Source organism: Deltaproteobacteria bacterium (genome assembly GCA_019308905.1).
In the GTDB taxonomy this organism is placed as follows: Bacteria; Desulfobacterota; BSN033; order WVXP01; family WVXP01; genus JAFDHF01.
The window spans coordinates 38,529-53,894 of record JAFDHF010000004.1 but is presented as its reverse complement, the minus strand read 5'-3'; the positions used below and the strand labels follow the sequence as shown (position 1 = coordinate 53,894).

The 15,366-nt window shown below is 58.0% G+C and carries 12 protein-coding genes; 3 read left to right on the top strand and 9 right to left on the bottom strand.

Annotated elements, in window-relative coordinates:
- Positions 1 to 138 precede the first annotated feature (138 nt).
- The 3 genes from atpG (at position 139) to JRJ26_02715 (ending at position 3,100) form a co-directional block, all read left to right on the top strand.
- Complete coding sequence (gene atpG / locus JRJ26_02725; GenBank protein MBW2056389.1) at positions 139 to 1,002, top strand: ATP synthase F1 subunit gamma; 864 nt, start codon at positions 139 to 141, stop codon at positions 1,000 to 1,002.
- A gap of 170 nt (positions 1,003 to 1,172) precedes the next feature.
- Complete coding sequence (atpD, locus tag JRJ26_02720) at positions 1,173 to 2,579, top strand: F0F1 ATP synthase subunit beta (GenBank protein MBW2056388.1); 1,407 nt, start codon at positions 1,173 to 1,175, stop codon at positions 2,577 to 2,579.
- 110 nt (positions 2,580 to 2,689) lie between these two features.
- A complete protein-coding gene (locus tag JRJ26_02715) occupies positions 2,690 to 3,100 on the top strand; it encodes a F0F1 ATP synthase subunit epsilon (GenBank protein MBW2056387.1) in 411 nt (136 codons plus the stop codon).
- A 594-nt stretch (positions 3,101 to 3,694) separates the two neighbouring features.
- Here JRJ26_02715 and JRJ26_02710 read toward each other — a convergent pair.
- From JRJ26_02710 to glmS, 9 genes are all read right to left on the bottom strand, one after another.
- Positions 3,695 to 4,957 carry a cytochrome c3 family protein gene (locus tag JRJ26_02710; protein ID MBW2056386.1) on the bottom strand — a complete coding sequence of 421 codons (1,263 nt, stop codon included), beginning with the start codon at positions 4,955 to 4,957 and terminating at the stop codon, positions 3,695 to 3,697.
- Between the two features lie 93 nt (positions 4,958 to 5,050).
- The gene (locus tag JRJ26_02705; protein ID MBW2056385.1) at positions 5,051 to 5,305 is read right to left on the bottom strand and encodes a hypothetical protein; all 255 of its coding nucleotides are present in this window, start codon (positions 5,303 to 5,305) and stop codon (positions 5,051 to 5,053) included.
- 51 nt (positions 5,306 to 5,356) lie between these two features.
- On the bottom strand, positions 5,357 to 6,097 hold the full coding sequence (locus JRJ26_02700; protein ID MBW2056384.1) for a cytochrome b N-terminal domain-containing protein: 741 nt from the start codon (positions 6,095 to 6,097) through the stop codon (positions 5,357 to 5,359).
- Positions 6,098 to 6,140: 43 nt separating this feature from the next.
- The gene (locus JRJ26_02695; GenBank protein MBW2056383.1) at positions 6,141 to 6,578 is read right to left on the bottom strand and encodes a Rieske 2Fe-2S domain-containing protein; all 438 of its coding nucleotides are present in this window, start codon (positions 6,576 to 6,578) and stop codon (positions 6,141 to 6,143) included.
- Positions 6,579 to 6,790: 212 nt separating this feature from the next.
- Positions 6,791 to 7,891, bottom strand: a complete 1,101-nt coding sequence (locus JRJ26_02690; protein ID MBW2056382.1) for a hypothetical protein — start codon at positions 7,889 to 7,891, stop codon at positions 6,791 to 6,793.
- Between the two features lie 542 nt (positions 7,892 to 8,433).
- Entirely contained in the window at positions 8,434 to 9,324 is an 891-nt protein-coding gene (locus JRJ26_02685; protein MBW2056381.1) for an SDR family oxidoreductase, read from the bottom strand.
- A gap of 59 nt (positions 9,325 to 9,383) precedes the next feature.
- Positions 9,384 to 11,564, bottom strand: a complete 2,181-nt coding sequence (gene pcrA, locus JRJ26_02680) for a DNA helicase PcrA (GenBank protein ID MBW2056380.1) — start codon at positions 11,562 to 11,564, stop codon at positions 9,384 to 9,386.
- Positions 11,565 to 11,724: 160 nt separating this feature from the next.
- A complete protein-coding gene (locus JRJ26_02675) occupies positions 11,725 to 13,497 on the bottom strand; it encodes a chloride channel protein (GenBank protein MBW2056379.1) in 1,773 nt (590 codons plus the stop codon).
- A 34-nt stretch (positions 13,498 to 13,531) separates the two neighbouring features.
- Positions 13,532 to 15,361 carry a glutamine--fructose-6-phosphate transaminase (isomerizing) gene (glmS, locus tag JRJ26_02670; GenBank protein MBW2056378.1) on the bottom strand — a complete coding sequence of 610 codons (1,830 nt, stop codon included), beginning with the start codon at positions 15,359 to 15,361 and terminating at the stop codon, positions 13,532 to 13,534.
- Positions 15,362 to 15,366: the final 5 nt, after the last annotated feature.

The window sequence follows — 15,366 nt, the reverse complement described above, 5'->3', positions numbered from 1 at the left end:
CGAGAGGTTGAGTTGTCGATCGGTTTATCGAGCGGATGAGTGGCCTCTGTCTGGGTTTCGGGGTTTGGCATTCGACATTGTAATCTTCCATTCGGTACTGGATACCGATTCAACTGATATTCGAAATACGGGTCCTCTATGGCTACTCTCAGGGATATTCGCCGGAGAATCACGAGCATAAAGAACACCCAGCAAATCACAAAGGCGATGAAGATGGTGGCGGCGGCCAAGCTGCGACGGGCTCAAGAGAACATCATCGAGGCCAGGCCTTATGCCATCAAGCTCAGGGATGTTCTAGGGAGTCTCAGCCTGAGGACAGATCCCAGGGCCCATCCGCTTCTTGCCAGGCGGGAGGTCCGGCGGGTGGAGATCATACCCATCTCTTCGGACAGGGGGCTGTGCGGGGCGTTCAATCAGAACGTCTTTCGCATTACGGAACGCTTCATCCGTGAGAATCGGGAATTCTACGATGGGATAACCCTCAGCACCATCGGCCGGAAGGCCCTGGAATACTTCTCGAGGCGTAATTACACGATTCGCAGTAAGTATGTCGGGATCTTCAGCACCTTGACCTATGAAACCGCTTCGGCCGTTGCGGGCGAGGTGATCGGAGCCTATACGGGCGAGACGATCGACGAGATCTATCTGGTTTACAATGAGTTTCGGTCGGCCATATCCCAGCGGCCGGTGATGGTGAAGCTTCTGCCCATCGATCCGATTCCCGTGGAGCCCGGATACGTGGTAACCTCCTACATGTACGAGCCGAGTGAGGCAGAGATCCTGGAGACACTCCTGCCCAGGTATGTTGAGTACCAGCTCTACCGGGCTCTTCTGGAATCGCAGGCCAGCGAACACGGAGCCAGAATGACCGCCATGGATTCGGCCACCAACAATGCGGAGGAGATGCTCGGGAGGTTGACCCTCCATTATAACCGGGTCCGCCAGGCAGCGATTACGAAAGAACTCATGGACATCATCGGCGGGGCCGAGGCGTTGAAATGAAGCGACCGTATCATTGCCGGCAAAGAAGGGGTAATAATCATAATGACAAATGACAAAGCCCGAAGTTCAAATGGATGCCGAATGTCAAATGACGCAATGGGAATCATTGCTGGCCGGATAGACTCGAGCAACACAACGGACGGAGTAGAGACACAAACGGGAGAGTAATCATGCGAGAGGGGAAGGTGGTCCAGGTTATCGGGCCGGTGGTCGACGTGGAGTTCGAACCAGGAGAACTGCCTCAGATCTACAATGCCCTGAGAATAACGAATCCTGCACTGGGTGACAAGGAGGGTAACCTTGTTGTCGAGGTGGCTCAGCATGTGGGAGAAAACACGGTTCGCTGCATTGCCATGGACTCCACGGATGGGCTGGTTCGGGGAATGAAGGCGGTCGACACCGGGCAGCCGATCACCATGCCGGTGGGCCGGGAGGTGCTGGGGCGGGTTCTCAACGTGATCGGTGAACCCGTCGATGAGGGACCTCCCATAAAGACCGAGAAGCGCTATCCCATCCATCGGCCTGCTCCGAGCTTTCTCGACCAGAATACACGGGTTGAAGCCTTTGAGACCGGAATCAAGGTGATCGACCTTCTCGAGCCCTATGCCAGGGGAGGGAAGATCGGACTGTTCGGCGGGGCAGGTGTCGGGAAGACCGTGGTGATCATGGAGTTGATCCACAACATAGCCACCCAGCACGGTGGGTTCTCCGTCTTTGGAGGTGTGGGGGAGCGGACCCGCGAGGGGAACGACCTCTGGCTCGAGATGAAACACTCCAAGGTCATCGACAAGGCGGCCCTGGTTTTCGGGCAGATGACGGAACCTCCCGGAGCGCGGGCTCGGGTGGGTCTGTCGGCTCTCACGGCGGCCGAGTATTTCAGAGACGAGGAAGGCCAGGATGTTCTCCTCTTTATCGACAATATCTTTCGATTCACCCAGGCCAACTCGGAGGTTTCGGCACTGTTGGGGCGGATGCCTTCGGCTGTCGGCTATCAACCCACCCTTGCCACCGACTTGGGGGAACTCCAGGAGAGGATCACCTCCACGACCAAGGGCTCGATCACATCTGTGCAGGCCATCTACGTGCCCGCCGACGACCTGACCGACCCCGCCCCTGCCACCACCTTCTCACATCTCGATGCTACCACGGTCTTGTCGCGGCAGATCGTGGAGATGGGGATCTATCCCGCCGTCGACCCCCTCGACTCCACTTCCAGGATACTCGATCCATCTGTGGTGGGGGAGGAGCATTATCAGACGGCTCGTGCGGTTCAGCAGATCCTCCAGAAATACAAGGACCTTCAGGACATAATCGCCATCCTGGGGATGGACGAGCTTTCCGAGGACGACAAGCTGATCGTTGCCAGGGCGAGAAAGATCCAGCGATTCCTTTCCCAGCCGTTTTTTGTGGCCGAGGAATTCACCGGGACGGAAGGCCGTTATGTCAAACTGCCCGATACGATCAGGGGTTTCAAGGAGATCGTCGAAGGCAAGCACGACGAGATCCCGGAGCAGGCCTTCTATATGGTCGGGACGATCGAGGAGGCCCTTGAAAAGGCGGAGAAACTTGCAGGCTGAGAGGCGGGCTGCCGCGGGACCTGCTGCCCCGGTTGGCCGGTCGGGCGGGAAACAGGTGGGTGCCGGAAAAGGGGCTTCCGGAATGAGCTCCCCGCGCAAGAGACGATGAAATGAAGGGAAAGATTCTCTTTGAAGTAGTGAGTCCCCAGCGGCTGGTGGTGAGTGAGGAAGTGGACGAGGTGACAGCACCCGGCGTGGAGGGTGAATTCGGAGTTCTTCCGGGCCATATCCCCTTCATCACGACCCTGAAGATCGGAGAGATCATGTATCGCCGGGGTGCCTCCAGGCGTTACATGGCGGTGACATGGGGCTTTGCCGAGGTTCTGCCGGACAAGGTCACGATCCTTTGTGAATCAGCGGAACTCGCCGACGAGATCGACATTGCCAGGGCGGTGGCGGAAAGGGAGCGGGCCGAGGCCCAGCTCAGAAGGATGGGTGTTGCAGACAAGGACTACTGGAAGGTAAAGGGTTCCCTGGACAAGGCGATTACCGAGGTGGTCGTCTATGGGAAAAAGACCTGACAAGGGGCTGCTGTCACGTCTTTTCCCTGTAACAGTCGAGACAGAGGAGGTCCTCTCCTTGAGGGGGCCTGACCTCTAGTGTGAGCTCCTTTCCACAGGATGCACATCTTACTTTGAAAGTCTTCTTAGGTACTCGCCTCTTGGAACCCCTCCGGGGAAGGGCCCTCCTTTTTCTGGCCATATGTGCTCCTTTGCGGGGTAGCCCTTGCCATTACAGGGGCAACCTCTATCCCAGTCAGCGGCTCTCCATACATAAACAGGCGGTTGAAGCCTCCACCCAACAAAAAAAACCGCCCAAGCCTCCAGAGCTGCGCGGTTTTTTTCCAAAAACGAGCCGGTCCGGCTTACAAAATAAACAATATGTCTATTTGTCCTGATCGTCAATAGACTCTGCGGGTGAGCTTTCCTATTTTCTGAGAAGACCCTTGTCGCCGAGTGACATTGCGGAAGCGGTGGGGTATCCACCGGGTGGGACCGGCAGTCCCCTTTGCGGCGGGTTCTCGAGGGTCCGGCGGTACGGCAGATAGGGGGAGTCGCTGATCCCTCGCCTTGCACTCCTTGCTGAACAGTTCCAGGGGCGGGGGATGCAACTCCTCACAGGGTGGTAATCTTCAGATAGACCAGAGCGATGATGACGCCAAGGATCGCGAGAACAACGATTGCTCCCTTCCTTCTCGCTGAGAGTTCCTTGAGGATTCGAGCCGAGGCCCTCTGGACCTTCCTTGCCTGCCTGACCGCGGGTTTGATGTATTGGTCGATCCGCGTGATGGCAAGGGTATGGGTGGCGGCCCTCGCCTTGATCAACTCGGATCTGGCGTCTTCAAAGGTCTCCTGGATATCCGCGAGGCTCTTGCCAGAATCCTTTACTTCCTCCAGACTCCTGGCAGCTGCCCGAACCTCTCGGACCCCTGTATCGATTCGAGTCTTGATCAGGCGGGCAAGGCGGATCTGCTTGGAGTCGGCGTCGTGACACTCACCGCAGTGTCTCTCCTCCTCTCCCTCGTAAAGGGCCGTGGTTGCATGGACCACGTCATGATCACCGTGGCAGTCTATACACCGGGCGACCTCCTCGTTGGTCTGCTCGAAGTAGTGGGGACTCTCCTTGAAGAGGCTGCCGATGGTGCCGTGACACATCTGGCAAACCGTTGTTATTATCTCATAGCCCGGGGGGTTGGCACTGTGAAAGCCGTGGCAATCCGAACAGGTGGGTGCCCGGGGATCGTGCCTCTCGAGGAGCATCCTTCCATGAACACTCTTGGTGTACTGTTCGTACTGATCCGCCGGAATCCTGTATCTGCCCATCATTTCCCTGTCAGAGTGGCAGCGGGCACACGTCGCAGCGATGTTGGCCTTGAAGACCCTGGAAAGGGGATTGTCCTTGCCTTTGATGTCGTGTGACCCGTGACAGCTGATACAGGTGGCTGTGCGCGGGTCTCGCTTTTCGTACAGAAGCCTGCCGTGATGGCTCGTCTTGTAGAGGGCCAACTGGTCGGTCCTCAGATTGTAGCGCTTCATCCGTTGGGGGTCGGCATGGCAACTGGCACAGAACTCGGGGATCCGATCAAAGGGCGGCTTGCCGGTAAAACCCTTCTTCCCTGAATGTGCCGTGTCTTCATCAAAGGAGGCCGGGTCCCCGCCGTGGCAGTCGTGGCAGGTCACCTCCTGCTGGGTGTGGATGCTTTGCCGGGCGAGGCTGACCGGTTCGGCGAATTTCCCTCCCAGACCTGAATGGCAACTGACGCAGGAGCTCTCATCCCCTGCGGTCCCCTCTGTCCACGCCGTATTTATCGTCCCAGACAGGACGATCATGACGGAAAAGAGAATCACCCCGCCCTTCAAGGCGGCCATCCTCTCCATGGAAACCCCTCCTGAGAGTGATCGAGATGACGAGCCGGAATCCTGTGGATTCACGATCCAAAAGGCCCCGGCCGCCTCCCCAAAAGATCCGCATCACTTCACATAGCCCAGATAGACCAGCAGGGCGTAAGCAACAAGTGCTGCCAGTCCGATGGAAACCATGACAGGCCTCCTGCCGGGATGGCGTTCCGGGTTCTTGTCAAAGAAAGGAAAGAACATCAGTACGAGCACGACGAACAGCTGTGCGAGGATTCCCACCACTTTGGGGGCCCAGGCCCCGATGAAGTCGAGATACTCGGTGAGCTGGAGAAACTTGTAGTTGGCCAGGAAATACCATTCCGGTTTCAAGTGGGCAGGAGTGACAAAAGGGTCGGCCGGAAAGAAAACTCCCCGTGTGGGTCACAAGGGACCCGATATCCCCTGCTTTCTCACCATGCCGAAGTGAAGAAACAGGAAGATGAACGTCAAAGCCGGCAGAATGATTACATGAAGGGTAAAGAACCGGTTCAAGGTGAGTTGCGAGAGTTCGGGTCCTCCCCGGATAAAATACTCGAGCTTTTTCCCGATCAAGGGGAAGGCCCCGGTGGCATCGGTCACAACCGTGGTGGCCCAGTAGGAGACCTGGCTCCAGGGGAGTAGATATCCCGAAAAGCCGAAGGCCAGAATCAGGATCAACAAGACCACTCCGACCACCCAGTTGAAGTCTCTCGGCGGTTTGTAGGCTCCGTAGAAGAAGACCTTTATCATGTGGGAGATTACCATTAGAATCATCAGGTTGGCTGCCCAGTGGTGGAGCCCTCTGATCAGCCAGCCATAGGGGACGACGTTGGTGATCAGAACCACACTCTGGTACGCCTGCCTGGTTGTCGGCCGGTAGTAAAGCATCAGGAGTGTACCTGTCACAAGGAGGACGAGAAAGAGGAAGAAGGAGACCCCTCCAAAGCAGAAGGTCCAGTTGACATGAGAGGGGACCGGCTTTTTCAGATTCTTCTTGATGGCGTCGATGATGCCGAGACGCTCGTCCAACTCCCCGTACAAGACCCCGGTGAAGAGGGTGATCAGGTTGACCGACTCTCTGGCGAGTGTCCTTCTCTCGAATTCCTGGTCTTCCTTTTCGACCTTCTTGTATTCTTCCGCCATCGGAGAGCCTCCACGGGCTTTTTTGCAAAAGGGGCGTTATCCCTCAGGTTATGAGAATCCGGTCTCCCACGATCTTCACGGTGGCCGTGGGAAGAGGGCTGGGAGCAGGTCCCGAGATGACGTTGCCGCTCAGGTCGAAAAAGGCCGCATGACAGGGGCACGCGAGTTGCTTGAGCTGGGGATCCCATCGGACTATGCACCCGAGATGGGTGCAGATCGCATTTATGGCGTAGATTCCAGTGGCTGTGCGGACGACCACGTAGGGCTTCCCCTGGTGCCTGACGGTCTTGGCCCCTCCCACCGGGAGGTCAGCGAGGGATATGGTGGTCACGCCTTCGGATTTTCCCACTCCGATCATCTCCTTGGTGGGCCATACGTACCGGAAGACCGTATTGACCACCACTCCGAGCCCCACCAGCAGCGAACCTCCGAGCATGAGGTTCAAGAAGGATCTTCTCTCCTCTCTGGCTTCCGGAGCCATACCGTCCTCCATTACCTCGGGTTGTCCGGTCCGCCCGGCTGAACGACTGGATTGTAACACAGAACCCCCCTTTTCTTAACCCCGGTCTTCGGGCATGTCCGAGAGCCCCGGGGTGCTTCCCTTCAGCCGGATTTCGGCTCCTGGAACAAAACAAAGGCGAGATCCCGGCTGCTCGATCCCGCCCTTGCGCCTTGGCAGAGCCTGGTGGAGAGCTATTTCCCCAGGGTATGGGCCACCTTGGCATAGCGTGCGGCCCAGGCGGCATCCCTGTCGAGGTGGCACTTGAGACATGCAAATTCGAGGGTCAGGTAGCCCTTGGCCCATTTGCCGTCTTCGGAAAACATCTTGGCCTTGGGATCCGTGTCGATCTTGAACAGATGGGTCTTGACGTCCCCCTGCCAGCGCGCCAGAGACACGGCCGACTTCGTGGCCTTAGGCATGTGGCAGTCCGTGCAGGTCTTGCCTACCCTCTCCATCTTGCTTCCCTTGAATTTCTCGGCCACATCCCCGTGACAGCTGGAACAATCGGCAATAATTGCTGCCTGAAGCGGTTTGTGGGGGTTGTGGCAGTCGACGCAGTCCATGTCCTTATGGGGGCTTGCCAGGAGCTCGTTGTACTGCTCGTGGTGCCGGATGAACCCGTGACCTGCCGGGATCTTGTCCGGCGCCCCCCTTACATGACACTTGCCGCAAGAGGCGGCAGAGGTGTCTACCATGATGTTCCCCTTTTTCGGGGCCTCGGCGTGGGCTTTTCCCGGGCCGTGGCATTCCTCGCAGGTTATGCCCGGAAATGCCCATGTACCTGTGATTCCAGGCAGACCGTCCTGGTGGCCCTCTTTGGAGTAACCCGTGGTGTGACACTTCCCGCAGTTGTACGGCTTTTTCTGGCCTGGATGATAATCGACCCAGCCGCCCGTGGCCAGGTTGTACTGGTTCTTCCCCTTCACGTCACGGTTCTTCCCCGTCACGGTGATGATATAGCCGTCCTTGCCCACGTACCTTGCTTTCCATCGTCGGCCGCCGATCACATAGGTGATATCGTCCCAGGTATACCCTTTCGGCAGGGGAAGCCCCGCAATACGGGCCTCTTCCGCGGGGCGAAGCTTGTAGGGGTGGGCGGTGGCCCGATAGTCGTTATAGGTGTCCTGATGGCACTCCGCGCACTTCTGGGGTCCCACGTAACCCTTCTTGGCCCATTGCGGGCCCGGGGTCTCCGACTTGAGGATGATTCTCCCAGCCCCTGTCCGGCTGGCGGTCACGACGCACCCTGCAAAGACAAGAGCCACTGCGATCAGCCAAATCCTCCTCTTCATAGCTCGCCCTCCTTACCTGGTTTTTGGAATAACCCGGCCTTTCTGCCCAGAACCAGCGTCTTGCTGCCCGGCTATACCCGGGGATTCGAGGCTTTGGTACTACATTGTAGGATAGAGAAGCAGGCTTGTCAAGAAAAAAGTTCAGCGGAGTTTCCTGATTTTTGGAGAACGCCCTTGTCCGAGAAGCACATTGAAGGAACCGGTGAGGTACCCATCGAGGGTGAGGGGGGAGGGGAAAGGTCGTGTTCGTGATTCGTGTTCGTGTTCGTGATTCGTGTTCGTGGGGCGTGGCTCGTGATTCGTGGGTCGTGTTCGTGGGGAAGGGGCAGGAATTCCGCGAACCTTGATAGGGTCACCGGGAGAGCCTGGGAGCGAGGGGAGGGGGTGTTGCCCGGCCAAAAAGAGAGGGAAACTATAAGGTCGGATACTTGCAAGAACCCTTGGCCGAAGATTCGGGGGGCCTCCCACCAGACCTCCACGGGTCGAGCCAATCCCAGAGGGAAAAGGCCGGTTCCCCTCTCTGAGAGGACCCTGTGGAAGGATTACCGGTTCCCCCCCTGTGCGAGTTCCAGGAAGAAATCCCGGAGCCTGTGGTGGCCGCAGGGCCTGCCGATCATGTCCATGGTGGAGGTGACCTGCATGGCACGAAGGAGTGTCGCGGCATTGGCATTGAAGGGGCTTAACAGAGAGCTTCCCACTCCGAGCAGCCAAGGGGGGATGGAGCGGATCCTCGGGGGGCGCCGGAGAACTTCGAAAGCGAGTTCCCCGATCTGCCTGACCGTGAACGTATCAGGTCCCCCAAGGGGGAGCGCCTGGTTGTGGGCGGCGGGATCGCGGATCGACCGGACGACCTGGTCGGCAAGGTCGGCCCCATGGATGGGGTTGATGCGGGTGGTTCCTTTGCCTATGACGTAGAAGACACCCCGCCTGGCCATTTTGAAAAGCTCCCCCATATCATTGAAAAATCCGGTGGGCCGGAGGACCGTCCAGGTGAGACCGGATGCGATGAGGCTGTCGACGACCCTCTCCCTGGCCTCTGCAGCCAGAACCTGTCTTCTGATCCGCTCCCCGTTGACCACGGAAACAAAGATAAACTGGCGGACACCCGCATCGACAGCCCTGTTGAGGATGTTCATGTTCGCCTGGAAGTCGACCTCCCAGAAGGTCGGCCTGGGAGCGAAGGAACGGAGGCCGATGGAGGTAAAGACGACATCGATACCATCGCAGACTCCTTCGAGGGTGTCATTGCGGGTGGCCTGTGCCACAAAAACCTCGTCGCAGGCGTCACGTACCCAGTCGAGCCGTTCAGGGCTGCGCACGAGGGCACGGACCGGGAAACCGCTGCGGTGGAGGGCGGCCACCACGTGACGGCCGAGATACCCAGTGGATCCGGCCACCAGCACTCTGGTGCCGGGAGGCTTTCTTCTATTCATCGGCCTCTACACCCCATTTTTCGGGGCTGAAGGGTTTGCCCGAGGTTCGCCCAACACGGTCAGGTCTCCTGGATGATTTCCAGGTGGGCAAAACGGAGCGAGAGAGTCTTGACGCCGACGGATGGAAAGTAGGCAACGATCCGTTGCTGGCCCTTTTCTCCTTCCCAATACCGAACGGTCCCCTCTCCGAACTTCGGATGCCTCACGCGCTGTCCGACCCTCAAGGAGGGGAGGTCGTCCATTTCATCAATCGGGGTTTCATAGGTCGGTTCCACGGGCTGTTCGAGGAACGCCGAGGTGTCGCGCCGACGGCTGAGACGGGGCGACACCTCCCGGACCACCAGCTCTTCCGGGATTTCATCGATAAAACGCGAAGGAACACAGATTCGCTGGGCCCCAAAGACGGTTCTCTCCTCGGCATGGACGATATAGAGCTTCCTCTTTGCCCGGGTCATTCCCACATAGCAGAGACGTCTCTCCTCTTCCAATTCGTCTGGATCTTCGCCTTTTCGGTGGTGGGGGAAGAGGCCCTCTTCCATTCCCGTGAGAAAGACCACTGGAAACTCCAGCCCCTTGGCGCAGTGGAGGGTCATGAGGGAGACCCGGTTCCACTGGTCGTGAAAGTTGTCCGCGTCGTTCACCAGAGCAACCCTGTCGAGGAATCCCTGCAGACTCTTGTCCTCGACGGTCGGACTCTCCTGGTATTCCGTTATCACCGTGACGAGTTCTTCCACGTTTTCAATCCGCGAGATGGCCTGTTCGGTTCCCTCCTCCCGGAGATAGTGGAGGTACCGGGTTTTTTCGAGAACCTCCAGTGTCAGTTCCCGCGGGGCGAGGGGAGAGCTGCGGAACTCCTCCATCATCGTGAAAAAGGAGGCGAGCCGGTTTCGTGCGGCCGAAGGGAAATCCTCCCCCTGGACAACCGCTCTCAGGGCCTCGTAAAGGGGGACTCTCCCTTCCATGCTGAGCCTCTCCAGCTCCTGGATCGTACGGCTTCCGATGCCCCGGGGAGGCACATTGATGATTCTCTTCAGGCTCATCGAGTCCGAGGGATTCGCAATGATCCTGAGATAGGCGAGAACATCCCTGATCTCTTTTCTCTCATAGAACCTCAGGGCCCCCACGATCATATAGGGGATTCCCCTCTTGATCAATTCCTCTTCCAGGGCTCTCGACTGGGCGTTGGTGCGATAGAAGACAGCGAAATCCCTGTAGCTTCCCTCCACGGAGCCTGCGATCCGGTCTGCCACGTACCGCGCCTCGTCCTGTTCGTCCTTGGCGTGGTAGACGACGATGGGCTGGCCGGATGGGTTCTCTGTCCACAGTGATTTGTCCTTCCGCCCGAAATTGTGGCTCACCACGCCGTTTGCGGCCCGGAGAATGGTCTTGGTGGACCGGTAGTTCTGTTCCAGTTTGATGACCCTGGTACCAGGGAAATCCTTCTCGAAGTTCAGAATGTTGGTGATCTCGGCACCACGCCACCGGTAGATGGACTGGTCGTCGTCCCCGACCACGCAGATGTTCCGGTGCTCCTCCACGAGGAGCCTGATCAGTTGGTACTGGATTGCATTGGTGTCTTGGAACTCGTCGACCATGACGTAGCGAAGTAGGCGGCGGTAGGACTCGAGGACCTCGGGGAAGCGCTGGAACAGGAGGATGGTCAGCCGGAGGAGGTCTGCAAAATCCAGGGCGTTGTCTCTCTTCAGAACCGCCCCGTAGGTTGCATAAATGGAGGCCACGCGTTTCTGAAAAACATCGAAGGGGTCGGCCGTGTAGTCTTCCTCGGAGATACCCCTGTTCTTGGCGCTGTTGATCTCGGCCCGGACGCGGCTGGGAGGGAAGATCCGAGGGTCGATCTCGAGATCCCTCATGATGTCCCTGATAAGACGGTGTTGGTCCTGCTCATCGTAGACGGCAAAGCGGTTTTGGTAGCCGAGCAGGTGGATATGCTGGCGGAGAATACGGAGCCCCGCCGAGTGGAAGGTGCTGATCCAGACCCTTTCCCCCCTTTTGCCGAGAAGTGTGATTACCCTCTGCTTCATCTCGTCGGCGGCCTTGTTTGTAAAGGTTACCGCCATGATGTTCCAGGGGGGGACCTTCTTTTCCTGGACGAGATAGGCCACCCGATAGGTCAGAATGCGGGTCTTGCCGCTTCCTGCTCCCGCGAATACCAGCAGGGGACCCTCTGTCTGGAGAACGGCTTCCTTTTGGACTGGGTTGAGAGATTCGAGTATGTTCATACCACTCGGTCCATCCGGCTTGGGAGTTTGAGTTTTGGCCCGTGACTCTTACCCGACCCTCTGCGGCCCGAAGGCCAGGGGGCCGGGAGGGCTCGACGTGAGTGTCCCCCTTCCCGGGTTCTCTCCGGGAAAGACAGGAGCGGCAGCGTTTCTTTTCAGATCAGCGATGGAGTCTCTCCATCTCCCTGTAGTAGGCCATGATGATGTCATGGCGGCTCAGCATGGCCAGAACTTTCCTGGGATTGTCGGGGGAAACCACGGGAATCTGGCTGACATTGGCAGACGTTAGCTTCTTGATGGCCGTACTCAGGTTATCCGCGGGTGTGATGGTGACCACGTTCTCCGTGGCGATATCCTTGGCGATGACCAGGTCCGACAGCACGTCCTCAAAGGCCACCCCCCGGATGTCCGTAAGTGAGAGGATCCCGGTCATCTCTCCCTTGTCGTTGACCACAGGGAAATAGGAGTTCGTGGAATCTGCGATGAGCCGAACCATATCCCTGAAGGGCATGGTCTCTGGGATGAAGTCCGGCTTCTGGGACTTTGCCATGGCCCTCCTGACGGAAACGTGTTCGAGAATGTCGACTGCGAAATCTCCGATGTGTGCCGGAGAGTCGAGGCGGGTCATGACCTGGTTCTCGTAGAGGGACGATCGGCCGGTAAGGAGATAGGTCAGGGTCGAAACGAGCATCATCGGTACGAGGAGGGTATAGCTTCCGGTCATCTCGGCGACCATGATCAGGGAGGCTATGGGAACCTTGGCGACGCCGGCGAAAAAACCTCCCATCCCCACCAGAACGAGGGCCGACGGGTTGGTAATGATGTGGGGGAAGAGCTTTGCGAAAAACTGGCCGAAGGCTCCTCCTAGCATGGCTCCGATGAACAAAGAGGGAGCGAACACGCCGCCGCTTCCCCCGGAGCTGATGGTGAAGCCGGTGGCCAGGATCTTTCCGAAGGCGAGAATCAAGAGCATCCGGGTGGCCATGTGACCGTCGATGGTGAGCTGAATCCACTCGTACCCTCCGCCCAGGACCTGGGGGAAGCAGAACCCGAGAGCCCCGAGCAGGAGACCTCCGATGGCCGGCTTGAAGCGGTTGTCGATGGGGATCTTTCTGAAGAACCGGTCTCTCACACCATAGAAGAACTGGACGTAGATGATCCCGACCACGGCACAGGCGACGCCGAAGGCGGCGTAAAAGAGGAGCTCCATGGGGTTTGAAAACTGGACCGTCGGGGTGTGGAAGAGGGTTTCAACCCCCGAATAGGAGACGAATACCGAGTATCCCACAATGGAAGCGAGAATGCACGGAAGGATGCCGTCGTATTCGAATTCCGGCTCTTTATAGAGAACCTCCACTGCAAAGAGAGCGGAGCCGAGAGGGGCCTTGAAGATCGCCCCGAGACCACCGGCGGCTCCTGCGAGGACCATGATTCTCCTGTCCCTTTCCGAGAGGCGGAGAACCGATGCCAGATAAGACCCGAAACCGGATCCTATCTGGGCGATGGGCCCCTCCTTGCCGGCGGATCCGCCCGAGCCGATGGTGATGGCCGAGGCCACGAGCTTTACCAGGGGAACCCTTTTCCGGATGATTCCCCTCTTGCGGTGGATCGCCTCTATCATGGCGTCGGTTCCGTGTCCCTCGGCTTCGGGCGCTATTGAGAAGACCAGCATACCCGAGATGAGGCCTCCCACCGCGGGAACGATGAAGAACATCCCCCGCTGGAAAGGGATTGTCCGGAGAAACTCAACGAGCGTCGCAGGTGATGCAGGGGGTGTGTACCCGACCAGCTCTCCCATGAAGAGGTTGAAACAGAGGTGGAGAAGGTAGTTGAAGACGATTGCGCCGAACCCCGAAACGACTCCGATCAAGGCCCCCAGAGTGATCCATCGCCAGATGTAGCCGATTCTGAATCCTTTCATGAGGTTTGCCATAGTCCAGACACGCTCGGTCATCGTTGCCGGCCTTCTATTCAACGGTCACGCTTTTTGCCAGATTCCTGGGTTGATCCACGTCGTTCCCCTTGAAGTCGGCCACATAGTAAGCCAGAAGTTGAAGGGGGATAGTGAAGAGGATGGGGGTAAGAAGGGGTGATGTTTCGGGAACTGAGATGACCTCGTCGGCCTTCTGCCGGATCTCATGGTCATGGGGGGAGCCGAGAGCGATGACTCTCCCGTCACGAGCACGAACCTCCTCGATGTTGCCCATGATCTTCTCCCGGATACCGTCCCTGGCAACCAGCACCACAACAGGCATATCCCCGTCTATGAGGGCGATGGGACCGTGCTTCATCTCCCCAGCCGGGTAACCTTCGGCGTGGATGTAGGAGATCTCTTTGAGTTTCAACGCCCCTTCCAGGGCAATGGGATAATTGATCCCCCTGCCCAGATAGAGGAAGTTCCTCGCCGAGGCGTATTTCCTGGCGACTTTCTTGAGATCCCGCCCCTCCTTGAGAAGATCCTTTGCCAACCGCGGGATTCGAATCAGCTCATCGAGGTAATCCCTGGTCTGCCGAGCACTCAGGCGGCCTTTTCCGGATGCCAGGTAGAGGGCAAGCAGGTAGAGAGCCACGAGTTGGGTGGTAAAGGCCTTTGTGGATGCCACGCCGATCTCGGGCCCGGCGTGGGTGTAGATGACGTGATCCGCCTCTCTTGCGATACTGCTCTCCACTACATTACAGACTGCCAGGCTCAGTCCCCCTCTGTTCTTCCCTTCTCGGAGAGCGGCCCGGGTGTCTGCGGTCTCTCCTGATTGGGAGATAACAACCAGGAGGGTGCCTGTATCGATGACAGGATCCCTGTACCTGAATTCCGACGCGATATCGACCTCCACCGGAATCCTGGCCAGGGCTTCGATCATGAATTTCCCCACCAGGCCGGCATGGAGGGATGTTCCACAGGCGACGATGGCCACCCTTGCGAGGTTGTTCATCTCGGTTTTCGTGAGGGCGAAGTCTTCAAAGCGGATGGTTCCCTTTTCGAGCGATGCCCTCCCCCGAATGGTATTGATAATCGCCTCTGGTTGCTCGAAGATCTCCTTCAGCATGAAATGCTTGAAGCCGCCCTTCTCTGCCATGAGGGGACTCCAGTCGAGGTGCCTGGGGTTCACCTCGACCGTTTCCCCATCGAGGTTTTTCACGAGGGCCTGACCGTCGGCAATCACCACCATCTGGCCGTCTTCCAGGAAGACGAAATCACGGGTGTAGTTGAGTAGGGCAGGAGTGTCGGAAGCGATGAAGAACTCGCCTTCTCCCAGGCCGAGCACCAGGGGGCTCTCATTTCGAGCGCCGATGAGCTTTGTCTCCTCTCCCTCGAACACGATGCCCAGTGCATAGGATCCCTTGATCTCGTGGAGGGCCCTTCTCACGGCCTCTTCAAAAGGGAATCCCCGGTGTATCAGATCGTCGATCAAATGGGAGATTACCTCTGAATCAGTCTCGGAGCTGAAGACATGTCCTCTCTTTTCCAGGTCCTTTTTCAGCTCCAGGTAGTTTTCGATAATCCCGTTGTGCACCACGGCGACACCACCGGCCTTGTGTGGGTGGGCGTTCGTGTCTGAGGGTTTGCCGTGGGTGGCCCAACGGGTGTGCCCGATCCCGGTTGTTCCGTTGAAGCTCTCCTTTGCGATCATCTCTTCGAGAATCGCAAGCTTGCCCTCGGTCCGGCGGATCTCGATCTTCCCCTCATGGAAAACAGCGATCCCCGCCGAATCATATCCACGGTATTCCAACCTCTTGAGCCCCTCTGTGAGAACCCTGGCCGTATCTCTCCTGCCGGTGTACCCCACTATGCCGCACATTGGAA

Coding starts and splice junctions, on each gene's coding strand:
- atpG (MBW2056389.1), top strand. CDS start 139: ATGGCTACTCTCAGGGATATTCGCCGGAGAATCACGAGCATAAAGAAC.
- atpD (MBW2056388.1), top strand. CDS start 1,173: ATGCGAGAGGGGAAGGTGGTCCAGGTTATCGGGCCGGTGGTCGACGTG.
- JRJ26_02715 (MBW2056387.1), top strand. CDS start 2,690: ATGAAGGGAAAGATTCTCTTTGAAGTAGTGAGTCCCCAGCGGCTGGTG.
- JRJ26_02710 (MBW2056386.1), bottom strand. CDS start 4,957: ATGGAGAGGATGGCCGCCTTGAAGGGCGGGGTGATTCTCTTTTCCGTC.
- JRJ26_02700 (MBW2056384.1), bottom strand. CDS start 6,097: ATGGCGGAAGAATACAAGAAGGTCGAAAAGGAAGACCAGGAATTCGAG.
- JRJ26_02695 (MBW2056383.1), bottom strand. CDS start 6,578: ATGGCTCCGGAAGCCAGAGAGGAGAGAAGATCCTTCTTGAACCTCATG.
- JRJ26_02690 (MBW2056382.1), bottom strand. CDS start 7,891: ATGAAGAGGAGGATTTGGCTGATCGCAGTGGCTCTTGTCTTTGCAGGG.
- JRJ26_02685 (MBW2056381.1), bottom strand. CDS start 9,324: ATGAATAGAAGAAAGCCTCCCGGCACCAGAGTGCTGGTGGCCGGATCC.
- pcrA (MBW2056380.1), bottom strand. CDS start 11,564: ATGAACATACTCGAATCTCTCAACCCAGTCCAAAAGGAAGCCGTTCTC.
- JRJ26_02675 (MBW2056379.1), bottom strand. CDS start 13,497: ATGGCAAACCTCATGAAAGGATTCAGAATCGGCTACATCTGGCGATGG.
- glmS (MBW2056378.1), bottom strand. CDS start 15,361: ATGTGCGGCATAGTGGGGTACACCGGCAGGAGAGATACGGCCAGGGTT.